Raw genomic sequence first — 17,624 nt, forward strand, 5'->3', positions numbered from 1 at the left:
TTAAGAGATTAATGCTAATAAGGTTAGATTTCAGTTTGCTATGTCTTATAATCTAATTTGCCGGAAATTAATTGCGTGGTGGATATTACTGTTGCAATACTCTTACAGTACTTTTTAGGTGCTTCTAAAAAGTTGGTGCTAGTATTTCATCGTTTCACCTTTATTTCCCATTTAATTTCTCTGGTCTCTTTATTTTTTTTGTCATTTCCTGGTTGTGCTTCCCACCCCCCGGGCGGCTCTGTTCATTACCCTTTTGTTGTTTTTTTACTTAATCAAATATATTAATATATCACATAGCTAAAAGAATATTTGCAATTTATTCTAGCTCGTTTCGATAATTAATTAAGCAGATTTATTTATTAAGAAAGGTACTCCGAAATGAATAATAAAGGAAAAAATATCGGCAAGGATATCTATACATTTATAAAATACAAGATCATAAGTATAGATCGAGGAGGATTATGGAATATAGAACATCCGGGTAGTAGATTTAGCGTTAAAGGTAACAATCCTATATCAAATGCCATCAACAATCTTTCTAATCAAATAACCTCTATTGCTAGGAAAATTGCGATAACAATTCCTATCAATTCGAATGAAGGGTATAAATCTGAAGATGGCAGGATAATAACGCAGAGTGAGGTCGAAGAGGCATTAACGAATCATTTTGGAGTAGAGGCTGGTATAGCAAATAAGTATTTAGAAAATATTTTTGCCCATTTAGAGAAAAGTATTATAGCCGAGTTTAATGATATGAAGGCAAGGAATCTTGATCTGAAGGATCGAATTGAAAAAGCACTGGAAATAGATGAAGACCGCCGAGATCCGGATATACAAAAGCTAGGTGCCGAATTAGGTGAGCTTACAAAGGATTTTTTTAAGTTTCTGGTTGACCATGATATTCCTTTTATAATTGAAATGACTTCAGAAATAGGTGTACAGAATTATATCCATACGTATAGTGGCGGCTTAGGTGTGCTTTCAGGAGACAAACATAAAGTGCTTACTGATATGGGGATACCTGCAATTACTTTTGCCTTATTGCCAAATCATGGATATGGTGGACAGCAGATAAACTTCGTTAATAAAACAGTTATGTCTCCTCAAGATAAATGGAATCCTGCAGACAGTCCTTGGATATCTGAAATCGGTAAGCCTCAAAGTGTTATTCACGGCAAGGATTTCAGAGGGGATATCCGATTTGCCTTTAATAATATAAAAGGAATAAGCAGGGAACAATCTGAGAAGATACTTAACGCTCTTGATGCTTCCGGTGAGAATTATATTCATTCGCAATTAACAAAAGAGAGCGATGAATTATTGGCAATAGACTATCAGTCAATAATGCCTGGTCTTAACGACTATAGCGATATAGATCAAGAGGTAAGGGGTGTGCTTAAGAAATGTTATAGTATTGAGGCTCAGCTGTACCTGCACGGTTACATCGGGAAGGATGGCATGATCAATCCGATCGTCTATATGTCAACGTATCATTTGCAGCAAGCTGCTCATAAACGTAACGTAACCGAGCAGCTTTATCCGAGTGGATGGCTGAAGCTGGCGGCACAATTCTGTTTGCCTAACCTAATGGAAAATTTTACAAGAGAGAGATCTATTAAAAAATCAATTATCAATTTGAATGAAGGGCATATGGCTTTCACTCCTGTAATTATGATGCGAAAGTATTTGGAAGAACATGGTATTGATCTTTCAGATAAATCAAAAATTGATGAAATTGTGGAAAATAACAAGGCACTTCTATTGGAAGCATTGCTTTGGGTAAGGAGTCAGGTCTCTTTCGTCACTCATACAATTGACCCGTCTGCTTTTGACACTTATAAACAATATGATGTTGACGCAGTGGTGGATCCCCGGGATAAGCATATGATCTATGTCCTGGATAATAAAGAATTCCCTAAAATTAATAATTACGTTTCTAAAAAAGAGTTACAGAGTATGTGTAGTAAAATAGATAGAAATGAATTTGATAAGCTATTGTCCGATCTATTTATTAATCCTGAGGACGATATGTTGGTTGCTAATCCTCAACATAGCTATGCACAAATTATCGCAAAAGCTGGAAGAATTTTGACTGATAATGGTGATATAGATGAATTTACAAAGATACTTGACAAGTCTAAGGTTGAGTTCGGAGGTTGGGGTTGTAATAAAGACGGAGCCTCTTTACTCATGGCGCCTCTTTCAATGTTCTTTGCCGGAATTGCTAACGCTGTAGCAAAAATCCATGAAGAGGTTACAAAAAAATCTGTATTTCCTCATGTTGCGGATGTGGCAAGAATGGGGAATGTTACCAACGCGATACATGCTCTTACTTGGTGGGGGGGGGCGAAGGACTTGGTTCGATTACTACAACCTTTAATAGGGAATGTTTCTAAAGAATATTTTAACGGATACAAATTCATGATGTTAAAAGATAATAAAGAATTTCAAGATGTAATTGCTAAAACTCATTTAAAGGAAAAATATGAGACTCTTGGCTTTATTAATAAATTAGTAAAAGATCAATTTGGAGTCAGCGATCTGCTTAATGTTAACAACATTGATAATACATTGACTTGCGTATTTGCGCGAAGGTCTAAAGGGTACAAACTTAATAATCTATTTGTTGATAAAGCAGTTATTGAAGGTTATAAAGAAATAACTAAAATGTTAACTGATGATCAACGAATTGTTATCGTTGCCGCTGGAAAAGCTCATCCTAATGATGGGGAAGGGCAAGGCTATGTCTCAAATATCATTAATGAACAACAACAAATATATGATGCAACAGGAAGAAAAGTGATTGTATTATATGTAGAAGATTATGACATGAATGATGGCAAAGTTTTTTCGAAATTCGATCTTTGTATAGCTAACCCGGTTGTTGGATGGGAAGCTTCTGGTACCAGTCCAATGAAAAATCCTTTAAGACTTATTATGCATACCTTTGATGGTTTTTTTGCTGAGTTTGCCCAGGTTGCAAAAAAAATATTTGGAATTGATTCCGCATCATTTGGATTTGGCCCTACAAATGTTGAAATAGATTATAAAAATGAGAATATTAGACAAAAATATGCTCAGGCGTTTAAAGATCAGTTTATTGCAGTTGCCGATACTTTCTTTAATAATCGAGATAGCTGGGTCAAAAAACAAATTGAACAATTATCAATATTTACCTCGTGCTTCCAGATGGAACGGTTTGCAGAAAATTATCTGACCGAATGGAAAAATGTTAACAGTTTTGACTCACAATTGAATAAAAAAGCTACTATTGATTTTTCGAAACAGTTTGACAAAAACAAAGATGAATCAAGCCAGGTGGTTCGATAATTACCATAGAATAATTAAATTAATATACACTAAAGGGAAGCAATCTTTTGCTTCCCTTTGGTTATTCAACCACTTGCCAAAAAATAACCTTTCGGGTACATTTATTTTGCCGAAATATCCCAGGAAGGAATTATAGTTATGACACAATCATATATTCAGGACCTATTTGCACAGCGAATAGGTGGTAATCAATTTGGCAAATCAACAGTACTTTATAAATTTGAAAAAATTAAACGTGCTAAAAAAGCCGCGCTAGAAGCTCATCCAGGTGTTGAATTGATCGACATGGGGGTTGGGGAACCAGATTGGATGGCAGAAAAAGAAGTGATTGATGTGCTTTCCGAACAAGCAAAGAATTATGAAAACCGTGGCTATGCTGATAATGGGATGCAGGAATTCAAAGATGCTGTTGTCAGGTACTTAAAGGGTGTTTATGGAGTAGAAGGCATTGACTCGATCGATGAAGTTAATCATGCTATTGGTTCGAAACCAGCGTTAGCCCTTATGCCTTATGCGTTTATCAACCCTGGCGATATTACGATTATGACAGTTCCGGGCTATCCGGTCCTTGGTACTGTGACACAATGGCTGGGAGGAGAAGTAGTTAATCTTCCGCTCTTGAAAAAGAATGACTTTTTGCCCGATCTGGATTCTCTTACTGCAGATCAGAAAAAGAGAGCAAAGCTTCTTTACATCAATTATCCTAATAATCCATGTGGCGCTGTTGCGACACCTGATTTTTATAAAAAAGTTGTTGAGTTCGCAAAAGAGAACAATGTTGTTGTTGTATCCGATGAGGCTTATTCTGCACTAGTTTACGATGGAGAAAAACCGCTTTCTTTCTTGTCCGTAACAGGTGCGAAAGAAGTTGGCGTGAGTATCCAATCGATGTCAAAAGCCTATAATATGACAGGATGGCGCCTTGCCTATGTTGTGGGGAATGAAAAGGTTGTTAAGGCATTTGCTGCTGTGAAAGACAATAATGATTCCGGACAATTCAAAGCGATACAATATGCTGGCATATATTGCTTAGATCATCCTGAGATTACAAAGAAAACATGTGAAAAATATTCGCGGAGATTAGGATTTCTTGCTGAAGCTTTGTGTTCGGCTGGCTTTTCTGCTGAGAAACCTCGAGGGTCCTTTTACCTCTATGTACAGGTCCCAAAAGGAATAAAAGGTGGCATTAAGTTCGAATCAGCTGAAGATTTTTCTCAATATATGATTACTGAAAAGCTGATTTCGACAGTGCCTTGGGACGATGCAGGTCATTTTGTTCGTTTTTCAGCAACGTTCATCGCTAAGGATGAAGTTGAAGAGAGACGCGTGATCGGTGAGATCAAAAAAAGACTATCTGGCATAGAATTCGAGTTTTAAACTAACAGGTAGGTTTGATAATATCAGGCAACTTTTTCTCTCATTATTTTCCGGGATTGGCTACTATATTTTTAAGAATCATTGTGTTACGATGTCGCAAAAGTAGACCAGTCATTAGGAGTTCATAGATGTACGGGTGGACCGGGAAGATTCTCAAGATCAATGTATCAACCTCCGAGATAGCAGTTGAGACTCCCGATAATAAGCTTTACCATAAATACATTGGAGGCAGAGGTCTTGCCGGATACTTTTTAAGCCAGGATATTACCCGGGAATGGTATGATCCTGTTACACCGATATGCTTTTTTGCTGGTCCTTTGACTGCAACTTCCGCTCCATCATCCGGACGCCTTACCATTATGTCGCGCTCACCATTAACAGGTACAATCGGATACTCTTCCGTGGGTGGAGCTTTCGGTACTGAGTTAAAAAAAGCTGGGTGGGATGGTATTATCATCACCGGTAAAAGTGATTATTTATGCGGGATAGAAATTGTAGACGGAAACGTCACCATAGTTAATTCGTCAATGCTAAAAGGGTATAAAACGATCGAAGTCAGCGAAAGCCTATCCGGCAAGGGAGCCTACGCTGCTATTGGTCCGGCGGCTGAGAATGGAGTGCTATTTTCGAGTATTGTTGTTGATAAGCATTTTGTTGCCGGCAGGAATGGACTTGGCGCAGTGTTAGGGAAGAAAAAAATTAAATATCTCACGGTCAAAGGGACTGGAAAGCTCTTAGTCAACGATCTGTCTGATCTCACAAAAGCAAATGAAGATATCTATAGATTAACCTCGGCTTCTCCGATTTTGCAAGGTGAGTTCGGTATTTCCAATTACGGGACTGGTGCGTTATATGACCTGATATCAAGTCGGCGGATGATGCCCACTGCAAATTTTAGAAAAACATATTTCGAAAGCTCTTCGTCCATGAATGCTCACGCATATAAAGAAAAATATAACCCTAAAAAGTTTGGATGCCGTGGATGCCATATTTTGTGCAAGAAAAGTACCACAAAAGGCGACAATATTCCTGAATATGAAACCATGTCTCATTTCAGCGCTTTGCTGGAAAATGAAGATATCGCTTGTGTTGTTGCTGCTAACAAATTGTGTAACGAGTTAGGGATGGATTCTATAACCGCAGCCGCAACCATTGCCAGTTATAGCGAAATAACCGGTAAAAAGATATCGTCATTAGCGATCCTCGAACTTCTGGAAGATATAGGCCTATCGAGAGGTATCGGAAAAGAATTGGGACAGGGTTCCTATCGGTATGCTTTATCCAAGGGGTGCATGTCAACATCAATGTCAGTGAAAAAACAGGAATTGCCGGCATATGATCCGAGAGGAGCCTATGGGATGGCATTATCATATGCTTTATCGACTAGAGGAGGATGTCACTTAAGCTCATATCCTATAAGCTATGAAATACTGAGAAAGCCGGTTCTTATTGATAGATTTACTTTTAGCGCAAAGGCCGGAGTCATCAAAATGTCTGAGGATTTAAACGCTATTGCTGATTCCCTGATAGCCTGTAAATTTCTATTTTTTGCTGTTACCCTGGAGGAGTACTCTCGGGTATTAAGGGCCGTTACTGCGGTGGATATGTCAGCACAAGACCTGCTTAACGTTGGCGAGCGCATTTATTACAATGAGCGGGTTATGAATGCAAAACTCGGTTTTTCTAAAGACGAAGATGACCTGCCGATGCGTTTTTTTGAAGAAAATGGGACTTCTGGCAATAATGTTGAGATATTAGCTCTTGATCGGAAGGAATTTCTGGAGGCACGACGTAAATATTATATCGTTCGAGGTCTTAATAAAGATGGTCAGCCACTTAAAGAGAAAGCTTTAGCGTTAGGGCTCGAATGGAACGATTAATCAAAAAATATGTGAATAAATTGATTAAGAGCGGTCTAGTTAACGCCGAAGATGTTTTTTTTGCCGGGATTGATGAGCAGATCGTATGGAATAGAACTGAAACAGAGCATCATGAGATTTTTACAACTCTTTTTCGTCACCTTACTATTAACTCACTGCTTTTTTCTTTGCCCGATGAACCTTACAGGACAATAATCAACTATTTAGCAAGTAAAAGTTACGGAGCTATCTACCCAAAAGATTGTGAGACCAGAACTTTTCTTCATGATTTGCCGGTGTTAAACGAGCTCGATGAGTGTAAGGTTGTCGAAGCGCTGAAACGAAGAAAAGCCGTTATCATCGAAAATAAAGGGATAATTACTTATGGAACAGTTAGTCCTGAACAGGCCTTTGTGACCTATAGCTCGGTTTGTTTTTCTTGTTTTGTTAAGTTTTTTGTTGATTACTACAATAACGTTAAACAAAAAACTGTAGATCAAGAACAACAAGCTGTTTTTGAAAAAGTGATTGAATTGCTTTCTCCTCCACTTGAAGATGGTACTATTTCTTTATCAGAGCTTTATCGCAAGCAACTGACACTTACTGAAGACCCCTATGGTTGTATGGTAGAAACTGGAAACCTGATGGTAGAAAACCGGTTGGTAGATTCTTTCTTTGGTAACCTCTCTTATTGTTCAGGCAAAACTCTTTACATTAGCCAGACCGGGAGCTCTCTTGATGAACTCAATGGGTGTATTGACCCTTGTCCGATGGATGACTCATCTTCAATCGCCTTGACTGCTTCTTCTGAATTCTCTGCTCATCGCAAAATTGTCACCTCAACTGATTATAATGTAATTTTACATGGACATCCGAAGTTTTCAGTCATTATTTCTATGTGCTGTGATAATTATGTCTGTGAGTCCCTGGGAAAATGCCATATTAGGTGCTCGCGGAAAAGGTATTTAGATGATATCCCGATAGTTCCCGGGGAGGTTGGTACCGGAGTTTATGGACTATGCAATACTTTGCCTGTGAACATAAAAAATAATCGGGGGGCAATTGTTTATGGACATGGATTGTTTTCGGTTGGAATTAACGACTTTGTCACTCCATTCCGCACCATGGTTTTTATAGAGAATAGGGCTAGAGAAGCGTTTTTTTTATCTTTGAAAGAATAAATCCTTATAGGTACCTGGGATCAGATCGAAAAAAAAGCACCAAATTGCTAAATATCTTGTAGATAACTATCCGAATGTGATATAAATAATAAGTATGAAAGAATCTGATGAACAATTAGATGAAATACTATATAATCTGGCTTTTGGTGATGATTTAATCGCTAGAGAAAAGGAAATATTTTCCAGGCTTGGAAAACAGTATTCGTCTGGAGAACTAGTTGTCAAAGAAGGCGATGTATCAGATCAGCTATTTTTGGTTGTGTCCGGCTCTCTAAAAATTGTAAAGGATATCGGAACTGAAGATGAAAAAGCTATAGCCTTATTGACTGATGGCGAAATGTTTGGAGAAATGTCGTATTTTGATAACCTGCCGAGATCGGCAAGTGTGGTTGCAGCTACAGATTCAGAAGTGCTGGTTCTAGATCGGGAACAGTTCGATATGATATTTCAGCTGCATCCTAAATGGACAACCAAGATTATTCAGTCATTATCAAATAGAATATACCTGGCTTATTTAGATTTAAGAAACTCTGCTGAAATACTTTATTAACAGGATTAATTTATGAGATATCTTATACGTGGTGAAGAAAAAAAATATCAAAAAGGAACGGTGATTTTTCAAGAAAATTTGCCGGTCAGTAATGCGATTTGCTATCTTGTTGAAGGACTAGTGTCTGGATCAATAGAACAGGATGGGAATATCTTATATAAAGAAAATATTAAGAAAGATAACTTGATTGGGATAACTTCGAATTTTGTGAATAGAAAAAAGCACTTAGAAACTGTAATTGCTTTAACTGACGTGAAATTATATGTCTGGGATAAAGAGCAATTTATAAACGTTGTTGGAATATATCAAGAACTTGCGAAGCTGGTAATAAGTAACCTGTCCAGGCAACTAAGGAATTTAAATAAAATCCTCGCAAAAAAAGAGACGAATAATCGGGATTCATAATTTTCACAGTGAAAGATCTATCAAATTAGCTTCAAAAAGTTAATTATTCATGATAATAAATAAAAAATACCGCATGTTTGACGTCTAAAAAGGTGTTCGACATTTTTTTTGAAAAATAGGGATATATGAGACCTGTAATTAGTATTTTAAAGAAAAAAAGTTTCTGGCTTGTTTTCATCATTTCCTATGTAATGATTTTTTCTTTTATTCTCTATTCTTGTGGATATTTTGAAAAATTCGATATGGATATATATGATCATTATTCCAGAACCTATCGAAAAAACGTCAAATTAAATTCCAGAATAAAAGTTATACTTATTGATGATGCTTCGTTAAAAAGCTTAAGCCCTGAATTAGGGCGATGGCCGTGGAAAAGATCCATTTATAGGGATATTATTCGTTTTATAAATATGGGAAATCCTCGGGCAATATACTTCGATATTTTTTTTATTGAAGGGGATCTTGATAAAAAAAATGACGATGTTTTTGCTCAAGCGATAAAAGAATCCGGAAATGTTCATCTGGGAATGAACTTTGTCGATGAAACCGAAAAAAGTTTAATACATGAAACCCTTCCAGAATTGATAAACAAAAAATTCAGTCTCAATATTCGCAATTCAAATGAGGTTTTATTTAAGCAATATAAGAGCTATATGCTTCCTTTTCCGAAGCTGGTAGATTCAACAAAATCGCTTCCTGTATATACCTTTAATAAAGATTCTGATGGCATCCACAGGCAGGCAGAAATTATTTATAAATTCGGAAATCATTATTATCCTTCTTTGGCTTTATCTGCTTTGATGGAGCTATGTAACACGCATGAGGTCCATTTAAACAAGCATACCCTTAAGATAGGGAATTTCACTATTCCTCTCCGGAGCAACGGAAAAGTGTTGCTTAATTGGTATCCATCTGATCACGAGATACTTTCTATTGGTGGAATATTGGCTTCATGGCAGCAAATTATTGAAGGAGATATTAATAATCTTATTGTTGATCCCTCAATATTTAAAGATTCTATAGTAATTATTGGGGCGAGCGCAGTAGGGTTGAACGATCTAAAAGCCACGCCAATAAATGTTGCCCTGGCAGGGTCGGAACTGCATGCCACTTTGCTGTCAAATATCCTTAATCATGATCTGATGCTATCTATAGATAAAAAGTATGTGATTATCTCTGTGATAATAATTGCTGTGATAACTACTTTTTCGATAGTGTATATTTCGCACATTGCTAAATATTTCATAGCGGTCATTTTATTGCTATGCTATGGGATATTATCTAGATTTCTTTTTGTACGGTTTAACCTCTACTTGCCAATTACACCGGTACTGTTCACAGCTGTCATGGCGTATTTAATTTCGCTAATCTATATTAGTTTTACGGAAACTAAAGAAAAATTAAGAATAAGAAGGACCTTCTCAAAATATCTTGCACCGGCAGTGATGCATGAAGTCTTAAGAAAGTATGGGGATTTAGAACCTGAGGTAGGGAAGAAAATTGAAGCGACGATACTATTTAGTGATATTAGAAGTTTTACAACAATTTCGGAGTATTATCCGGTTGAGTTAGTAGTGAAGCTGCTTAATGAGTATTTTGAGGTGATGATTAATTCGATCCACCTTAATAGTGGAACCCTCGACAAAATGATTGGTGATGCAATAATGGCTTTTTGGAATTCTCCCATTCTTATTGAGGATCATTCGTTAAGAGCAGTGGAAACTGCTTTCCGGATGCAGGAATTGATGGTGGTTATGAATGAAAAATGGAAAAAAGATGGATATCCTCACCTTAGGATCGGGATAGGGATTAATACGGGCGAAGCTATAATCGGTAACATCGGATCAAGTACGAGGCTTGATTATACTGCAATAGGAGATAACGTTAATCTCGCTTCGAGACTTGAAGGCCTCTGCAAAGTTTATAGTGCGAAGATAGTAATTAGTGAATTTACCTATGCGTATATTAAAGATATTTTTCCCTGCCGTATTCTCGACAATGTAAGGGTTAAGGGGAAGCTTAATCCTATAGCAATATATGAACCTTTGAAGAAAGAAGAGACGCACATTGCTGAAGGGTGGAACAAAATATTTGAAAGTTACCTGCAAAGAGACTGGAATAGGACCGAGTTATTGCTACTCGCGTTCATGGATACATACCCTGGAGATGCCTTAGCGAAAATATACTATAAAAGGATAGTTACTTATATAGCTAATCCTCCTGAAGATTGCTGGGATGGGATATGTATATTAGAAACAAAATAGAATAAAAAATGTTAATCTAAGGTTTATTACGATATAATTATTAAAAGGAGGTGAGTATATGATAAAGAAAGTGATATTTGTAGTTATGTTAGTAATAGCGTTTAATATAAATGCCTATTCCGAGGAAAAGATTAAAGCAAAAAAAGTCTACGTTTTCAGTAAAAATGCTCAATTGTTGCAAGAGCAGAGCTCTAAGTCGAAAGTGCTGTCAGATTTGACAAAAGGCCAGGAGTTACAGGTGATCGAGATTAAGGATATGTGGATCAAAGTAAGTTATGATAGTAAGACCGGTTGGATTAATAAATACCTGGTGAGCGAATCAATGCCTTCTAAGGAGAAGGCCGATGTAGAAAGTATGAAGATTAACTTAAAAAAGGAAGCTCGACGCAGAGCAAGTGCCTATTCAACTGCAGCCTCCACTAGAGGGTTAGTAGATGGCAAGTCAACCACTAGATCGGTAAACGCGGACTTGGAAGCAGTGATGAAAATGGAAGATCAAAAAGTATCTCCAAATGAAGTTAAAAATTTTATTAAAGAAGGCAAGTTAGATAAATCCGAGGCGAATAAGAATCATCATAATCACTAATCGAGGTAATATTGATTAGCTTCTATCAAATAACAAATGGCCCGCGCTCAGCGCGGGTTCTGAATATGAACTTTTTTAATTTGGAAGGATTAGGGCTCGTGTTTCATAGGCTCATCATCATTTTATCACTATTAATCATGTTAACTATCGCACCTCTATGTTATTCTGATCAACAAAGTGATATTAAAGATGAGATTAAGCTAGGCAGATCAATTGCCTCGGTGATTGCCGGAACGTATGGAATTTATAATAATGAAGAGCTTATTAAATATATTAATCTTGTTGGCAATTCTGTTGTATATTTCAATGGGCGGACCGAGCTAAACTATTATTTTTCTGTAATTGATACGGATTCAATCAATGCTTTTGCCTGTCCAGGCGGTTATATTTTCCTGACAAAAGGATTGATAATGTCGCTCTCCAATGAAGCTGAGTTAGCTTCAATATTGGCCCATGAGATTGCCCATGTTAATTGCCGGCATATATATAATGCTGTTGTACAGAAGAAATCAGACTCTGTTGATTCAATTTTAGCTAAAATGATAGGAGGCAGAAATGTATCTTTCAGTGTGGCTTTTAATCAGGTAGTCAATAAGGGACTTGAGATCCTTTTCAAAAGTGGACTCCCGTATAAAGATGAATACGAGGCGGATGCTGCAGCAGTTTTCTATTTAGAAAATACTGGGTATAGCAGCTTCGCGTATAAGGAAGTTCTCACTCGTTTTGCTGGTATTGATTCTCTTGGTAACGAAAAGTTTTCAAGTACCCATCCGCCGATGAAAGAACGAATAACTAAAATCAACGATTTATTGAATGGAGAAGTTGAAAATGGAGAATACTTACGTGAAAGATTCCAGTCGCATATTTCAAGAAAAATATAGAATAGCTGGAATATTGGTTGGTATAATATTCAGTTTATTTTCTTTTTGTAATGCCGAACAGTACCACTACAATGATATTATTATTGGCGAAAGAGCTAGCGGCCTTGGCGGTGCTTTTTCTGCTATTTCTGATGATCCCTCCGGCGCTTTCTATAATCCAGCCGGACTGGCTTTCTCCGATAAGTCTTATATATCCATATCCGCTAACACTTATAAATATTCATCATCTCAATATAAAAACATCTTGAGACTTACTCCCAAACAGGGATCAAGAGATTGGGATTCTAATTCATCGGCTTTTATTCCAACTTATTTTGGGATTTTGCAGGATTTTAACCAGTTTAAATTTGCTTTTTCAGTAATTACGCCAAAGGCTGATGTTTTTAATCAAGATACATTGACTAGCTTTGATACGAATAACTCGGCTAATATGACCGAATTTCTGAGAAATTATGATGAAAGATCATTATTTTACATGATAGGGCCGTCAGTCGGTATGCTGATAAATGATTCATTTGCATTGGGCGCAAGTGTTTTTGTTACGTCAACTGGCAGAGAGTGGATAGATAATCAATGGATAAACTATAAAAACCAGATTGGCAACTGGGGTTCAAATGTATGGCAATGGCAAAACGTATACTGGGAAGAATCTTCCTATGGTATGATGGGGATTTTCGGTGCACAGTACATGCCTTCAAAACAACTCTCAGTTAGTCTGGTCCTCAAAGAGGGAATTGATTTTTATGCAAAAGCTAAACGTCAGGACATGATTGCGACAAGTGATGTAGATACCCCGGCTCTTCCAAAATATACCGAAACCACAATAGACTTACTCTCGCAAGGCTATAGAAGTTTTCCTTTGTCTTTAACTTCCGGAATGGCTTTTTTTGTATCGCCCTCGTTATTATGGACTGCAGATATTTCTTGGTATTTTCCCTATAATGCCCCGGGAAAATATTTTAGTAATAAGGAGATGATTAATGCTGCAACGGGGCTTGAGTATTATTTAACGCTTAATACACCTATCCGATTCGGGGTATATGCGAATAATTCGTCTTTAGCCTATACATCTAATGGTGCAAAAGACATTGATCTGCTGGGTACGACTTTTTCCGTTGGATGGGAGACTGAGTTTTCTTCATTATCATTAGGAATTGATTATTCCTTTGGAAAAGGCAAAATATATATGTCAGATGAATATGGAGTACTTTTGCCATTCAGTGCTGATATGAAGAATCTTTCTGTAACATTTTCCGGCTCATATATGATGTAATTCGTTGATATTGGTATAAGTTTATATTCATTTGTATTTGCAATTTAATTTGAACCAAAGACATAAGGCATATATCGAGACATCGTTATTTTGTTGTCGTTATTTATGTATTTATTTAGGTAATTTAAAAATCAGCTAAAGTAATGTAAAAATTATACCGATAATCCCAGTGAGAGTTAAGAGAAGGAATAAAAAAATGGCCGGACCGCTTGACGGAAGCCTTGAAACTACCGAATGATTGAGGTAGTTCCTTTAAATTAATCCACTCTTATATTCTCCTTATGCATGTTTATGTCTGGAGGCGATGTTTTATGGAAGAAGAAATTCTTAATAGAATCTCTCTCATTCTAGAAATAAACTATTTTAACTACAAAATATATCTAGAAAACCTAAGGGAAGCTATTCAATTAGGATTGATATAAGAGGAGGCGTAATTGTGACGTTATCGATGGAAAAGGCTAATAAAGTTAGTGTTGAGATATCAGAAGAAATACTCGAAAGCGAAAAGTTCCAGGTAATCAGAAAGCAAAAATCACTACTTCAGCCCATAAAGCAGGTAAAAAATAGAGTAAAGAATGCAGAAGCGGTTTGCTACGATGTCAATGAAGAGAACAACATAATTAAGCGGTATTTGGATAGAATCGGCAAGATTCCATTGCTGACTAGAGATGAAGAGATAACGTTGACAGAACTCGTAGATAGCGGAAATAAACAAGCAAGGGATCTGTTGCTTTTATCTAATCTACGTTTAGTTGTAAGTATAGCGAAAAAGTATATCAAATCCGGTCTTTTTATTGATTTGATACAAGAGGGTACTCTCGGCTTGATGCATTCAATTGACAAGTTTGAGTACAAAAAAGGTTTTAAGTTTTCTACATACGCAACATGGTGGATAAACCAATCGGTAAGCAGGTATCTTGCTAATCATTCACGATTAATAAGAATTCCGGTCAATGTTGTTGAGAATATAAATAAAATCAAACAAGTTTCAAAGAAATTAACAAAAGAACTGGGGCGTGATCCCGAAATTGAAGAAATAGCAGCAAGAGCAAAGATGAGTATAAAGAAAGTAGAACAGTGTTTGTCGGCAGAGATCAGTCCAATATCACTTGATATGAACCTGAATGACGATGATGGTAGTGCTTTGAGTGAAATTATTGAAGATAACAAGGCGCGAACTCCAGAAGAGATTGTAATTGAGCAAAAAATGGTTAATGATATAAAAGAAGCTCTCAATATTTTGAATGATAAAGAGAAGATTATCATTACAAAACATTTTGGACTAGATGGCGATACTCCTAAGAATTTGTCCGAAATTAGTGAGATGTTCTCCTTGACCAGAGAGAGAATAAGGCAAATTGAGATGGGGGCATTTAAAAAGATTAAAGAATCTCCTTGTGCGGGAAATCTCTATTGTTATCTAAGTAATAATTAAGGATAGAAATGAATTCCGGGATTTCAAAAAAGAATCTTATTTGAAGGTGAAAAGTAGCAATTGAATAAGGAAAATTATCAGTTTTCAATTGATGTAAAAACGAGGTATAATGAGACAGATCAGGGTGGTAGAATTTATCATTCTCATTATTTTGTATGGTTTGATATAGCAAGAACAGAGTTGTTTTCCTCGTTAGGCATAAATTACGCAGAACTTGAAGCGGCCGGAATATTCATAGTTATTAAAAAAATAGAATGTGATTATATAAGGCCTGCTCATTTTAATCAGCTATTGACAATAAAAATTAATCATGTAAAATTGAATAAAGTAAAACTAGAGTTTTATTACCAGGTTTTGCATGGTAAAATAGAGTTGGCAAAAGCATATACAAAATTAGCTTTTATCGATAATAAAGGCAAGCTCTTACAAATTCCTAATAAAATAAGAGAAAAAATTACAGAAAATATTGATTTGACATAATGTTATTATTCGGGAACGCAATATAACTATACCTTAATCTGTTTGTTTCTTTTAGCAAGCTTTACTTATGCCGAAGTGGCGGAATTGGTAGACGCGTTGGTCTCAAAAACCAATGAGGTTTATCCTCTTACCGGTTCGATTCCGGTCTTCGGCACCAGAATAATAGGTTGCCGGAATGGCGGAATTGGTAGACGCGCTAGGTTCAGGGTCTAGTCTCGGTTTCGGGGTGCCGGTTCGAGTCCGGCTTTCGGCACCATGTTACACTCATGGTAGATTCTCAATGAAATTTAATATACAAAAGGAAGGTTTTTAAATGACTCCAAGAAAAAGAACTCCAGACAAAGAAGAAATTCCTAGTGCTGAAATAGAAAAAGAGGATACAAAGGTAATAAAGGCGAAAATAGTCAAAAAAGTTAATGGTGACGAAAGTAATGCTGGATACCGAGTAGAGAATAAAACTGAACCTGACAGCTATGAAAGGGTAAATGATTACTCTCAAAAGAGCCAGGACAATAATAGCGGACCTGATAAAGAGACTGCTTCTCGGGACGCTAGCAATCGGGATGAAGAACAACGAAATATCGATAGATCAAAGCAAAATAAGCCCAAAAAATATAATATAGGTAATAACCATAATATGGAGAAGGACGGCAGTGTTGAAAAACTGGATATCATTGAATTGCAGCAAAAAGATATTGCGTCTCTTCATAAAATCGCTGAAGAATTGTCAATACCGAATTATTTGCAAATGCGAAAGAATGATTTAGTATTTAAAATTCTTGAAGCTAAAACAGAAAAAAATGGATATATTTTCGCCAAAGGTGTTTTGGACATTTTGCCGGATGGATTTGGATTCCTTCGTACTAATAATTATTTGCCAAGTGCAGAAGACATCTATGTATCTCAGACTCAAGTTAGAAGGTTTGGTCTTTCGATGGGTGATGTCGTCTCAGGTCAGGTTCGTCCTCCAAAAGACGGAGAGCGCTATTATAGTCTGGTAAAAGTGGAAACCATAAATGGCAAAGATCCTGATCTTGCAAAGAAGAGAACCCTTTTTGCCAATTTAACTCCGATTTATCCTGACTCAAGACTAAAGATGGAAACGTCCCAAGATAGAATTATAGGGCGATTAATCGATTTGATAGCTCCAATAGGTAGAGGTCAACGAGGCTTGATTGTTTCTCCTCCAAAAGCCGGTAAAACAACTATATTGAAAGAAATTGCTCATAGCATCACAACTAACTATCCTCAGGTACACATAAAAGTTCTCTTAATTGATGAGAGACCAGAAGAAGTAACAGATATGGAACGGTCGGTTAAAGGTGAAGTTATTAGTTCTACGTTTGACGAACCACCGGAGAGGCATATAAAGGTGTCTGAGTTAGTTCTGGAAAGTGCCAAGCGAATGGTTGAGTTTGGTGAGCACGTTGTTATCTTGCTCGATAGTATTACTCGTTTAGCTCGTGCTTATAACCTTGTTATGCCACCAAGCGGCAGGACTTTATCCGGAGGGCTTGATCCGAGTTCGTTGCATAAACCAAAAAGGTTTTTTGGTGGTGCGAGGAACATAGAAAGAGGTGGAAGCCTAACAATCCTGGCTACCGCGTTAGTTGATACAGGAAGTCGTATGGATGACGTTATCTACGAAGAATTCAAAGGTACTGGTAATATGGAACTTCATCTTGATAGGCGGCTTGCAAACCGACGAATCTTCCCTGCTATGGATATTGTCGCTTCAGGTACAAGAAAAGAAGAGTTGTTGATAGGACCTGAGGAACTTAGGAAAATATATTTATTACGAAAAAATATCGATAATGAAAGCGCAGCTGAAGAACTAATCCGTCTTATTAAACATACTAGAAATAATGAAGAATTTCTTACCTCTGCGATCTTTACTTAGTACCAGCAGTTCTAATTATGAGTTTTAGCGCTGATAAACATTGAGTTCAGGCAATAAAGTATCCCTATTGGGATGATTATAATAGGGACGAGTCGCTCCCTAT

At 36.8% G+C, this 17,624-nt stretch carries 13 protein-coding genes and 2 tRNA genes; all 15 read left to right on the forward strand.

Features of this window, described 5'->3' with window-relative positions:
- The first annotated feature begins 378 nt into the window (after positions 1 to 378).
- The 15 genes from DKM50_12960 (at position 379) to DKM50_13030 (ending at position 17,521) form a co-directional block, all read left to right on the forward strand.
- A complete protein-coding gene (locus DKM50_12960; GenBank protein ID PZM77383.1) occupies positions 379 to 3,330 on the forward strand; it encodes a hypothetical protein in 2,952 nt (983 codons plus the stop codon).
- A gap of 138 nt (positions 3,331 to 3,468) precedes the next feature.
- Positions 3,469 to 4,707 carry an LL-diaminopimelate aminotransferase gene (locus tag DKM50_12965; GenBank protein ID PZM77384.1) on the forward strand — a complete coding sequence of 413 codons (1,239 nt, stop codon included), beginning with the start codon at positions 3,469 to 3,471 and terminating at the stop codon, positions 4,705 to 4,707.
- A 128-nt stretch (positions 4,708 to 4,835) separates the two neighbouring features.
- Complete coding sequence (locus tag DKM50_12970) at positions 4,836 to 6,587, forward strand: aldehyde ferredoxin oxidoreductase (GenBank protein ID PZM77385.1); 1,752 nt, start codon at positions 4,836 to 4,838, stop codon at positions 6,585 to 6,587.
- The gene (locus DKM50_12975) at positions 6,575 to 7,747 is read left to right on the forward strand and encodes an rRNA adenine dimethylase (protein PZM77386.1); all 1,173 of its coding nucleotides are present in this window, start codon (positions 6,575 to 6,577) and stop codon (positions 7,745 to 7,747) included. Before DKM50_12970 ends, DKM50_12975 begins: the two co-directional genes overlap by 13 nt.
- A gap of 94 nt (positions 7,748 to 7,841) precedes the next feature.
- Positions 7,842 to 8,297 (forward strand): hypothetical protein, encoded by a 456-nt coding sequence (locus DKM50_12980; GenBank protein PZM77387.1) that lies wholly within the window; start codon positions 7,842 to 7,844, stop codon positions 8,295 to 8,297.
- A 12-nt stretch (positions 8,298 to 8,309) separates the two neighbouring features.
- Complete coding sequence (locus tag DKM50_12985) at positions 8,310 to 8,702, forward strand: hypothetical protein (protein PZM77388.1); 393 nt, start codon at positions 8,310 to 8,312, stop codon at positions 8,700 to 8,702.
- 125 nt (positions 8,703 to 8,827) lie between these two features.
- Positions 8,828 to 10,966, forward strand: coding sequence for a hypothetical protein (locus DKM50_12990; GenBank protein PZM77389.1), 2,139 nt, complete (start codon positions 8,828 to 8,830; stop codon positions 10,964 to 10,966).
- Between the two features lie 58 nt (positions 10,967 to 11,024).
- A complete protein-coding gene (locus DKM50_12995; GenBank protein PZM77390.1) occupies positions 11,025 to 11,552 on the forward strand; it encodes a hypothetical protein in 528 nt (175 codons plus the stop codon).
- Positions 11,553 to 11,617: 65 nt separating this feature from the next.
- Positions 11,618 to 12,433, forward strand: a complete 816-nt coding sequence (locus DKM50_13000) for a hypothetical protein (protein PZM77391.1) — start codon at positions 11,618 to 11,620, stop codon at positions 12,431 to 12,433.
- The gene (locus DKM50_13005; GenBank protein ID PZM77392.1) at positions 12,381 to 13,706 is read left to right on the forward strand and encodes a hypothetical protein; all 1,326 of its coding nucleotides are present in this window, start codon (positions 12,381 to 12,383) and stop codon (positions 13,704 to 13,706) included. Before DKM50_13000 ends, DKM50_13005 begins: the two co-directional genes overlap by 53 nt.
- A gap of 436 nt (positions 13,707 to 14,142) precedes the next feature.
- Entirely contained in the window at positions 14,143 to 15,141 is a 999-nt protein-coding gene (locus tag DKM50_13010) for an RNA polymerase sigma factor RpoD (protein ID PZM77393.1), read from the forward strand.
- A gap of 60 nt (positions 15,142 to 15,201) precedes the next feature.
- Positions 15,202 to 15,621, forward strand: a complete 420-nt coding sequence (locus tag DKM50_13015) for an acyl-CoA thioesterase (protein PZM77394.1) — start codon at positions 15,202 to 15,204, stop codon at positions 15,619 to 15,621.
- Positions 15,622 to 15,690: 69 nt separating this feature from the next.
- Positions 15,691 to 15,778: transfer RNA gene (locus tag DKM50_13020), tRNA-Leu, on the forward strand.
- Between the two features lie 12 nt (positions 15,779 to 15,790).
- Positions 15,791 to 15,877: transfer RNA gene (locus DKM50_13025), tRNA-Leu, on the forward strand.
- Between the two features lie 57 nt (positions 15,878 to 15,934).
- Positions 15,935 to 17,521 carry a transcription termination factor Rho gene (locus DKM50_13030; GenBank protein ID PZM77395.1) on the forward strand — a complete coding sequence of 529 codons (1,587 nt, stop codon included), beginning with the start codon at positions 15,935 to 15,937 and terminating at the stop codon, positions 17,519 to 17,521.
- Positions 17,522 to 17,624 lie beyond the last annotated feature (103 nt).

The sequence above is a fragment of the Candidatus Margulisiibacteriota bacterium genome (genome assembly GCA_003242895.1).
Taxonomy (GTDB): domain Bacteria; phylum Margulisbacteria; class Riflemargulisbacteria; order GWF2-39-127; family GWF2-39-127; genus GWF2-39-127.

Coding starts and splice junctions, on each gene's coding strand:
- DKM50_12990 (PZM77389.1), top strand. CDS start 8,828: ATGAGACCTGTAATTAGTATTTTAAAGAAAAAAAGTTTCTGGCTTGTT.
- DKM50_12965 (PZM77384.1), top strand. CDS start 3,469: ATGACACAATCATATATTCAGGACCTATTTGCACAGCGAATAGGTGGT.
- DKM50_12960 (PZM77383.1), top strand. CDS start 379: ATGAATAATAAAGGAAAAAATATCGGCAAGGATATCTATACATTTATA.
- DKM50_12985 (PZM77388.1), top strand. CDS start 8,310: ATGAGATATCTTATACGTGGTGAAGAAAAAAAATATCAAAAAGGAACG.
- DKM50_13000 (PZM77391.1), top strand. CDS start 11,618: ATGAACTTTTTTAATTTGGAAGGATTAGGGCTCGTGTTTCATAGGCTC.
- DKM50_13005 (PZM77392.1), top strand. CDS start 12,381: ATGGAGAATACTTACGTGAAAGATTCCAGTCGCATATTTCAAGAAAAA.
- DKM50_13030 (PZM77395.1), top strand. CDS start 15,935: ATGACTCCAAGAAAAAGAACTCCAGACAAAGAAGAAATTCCTAGTGCT.
- DKM50_12980 (PZM77387.1), top strand. CDS start 7,842: ATGAAAGAATCTGATGAACAATTAGATGAAATACTATATAATCTGGCT.
- DKM50_12975 (PZM77386.1), top strand. CDS start 6,575: ATGGAACGATTAATCAAAAAATATGTGAATAAATTGATTAAGAGCGGT.
- DKM50_12970 (PZM77385.1), top strand. CDS start 4,836: ATGTACGGGTGGACCGGGAAGATTCTCAAGATCAATGTATCAACCTCC.
- DKM50_12995 (PZM77390.1), top strand. CDS start 11,025: ATGATAAAGAAAGTGATATTTGTAGTTATGTTAGTAATAGCGTTTAAT.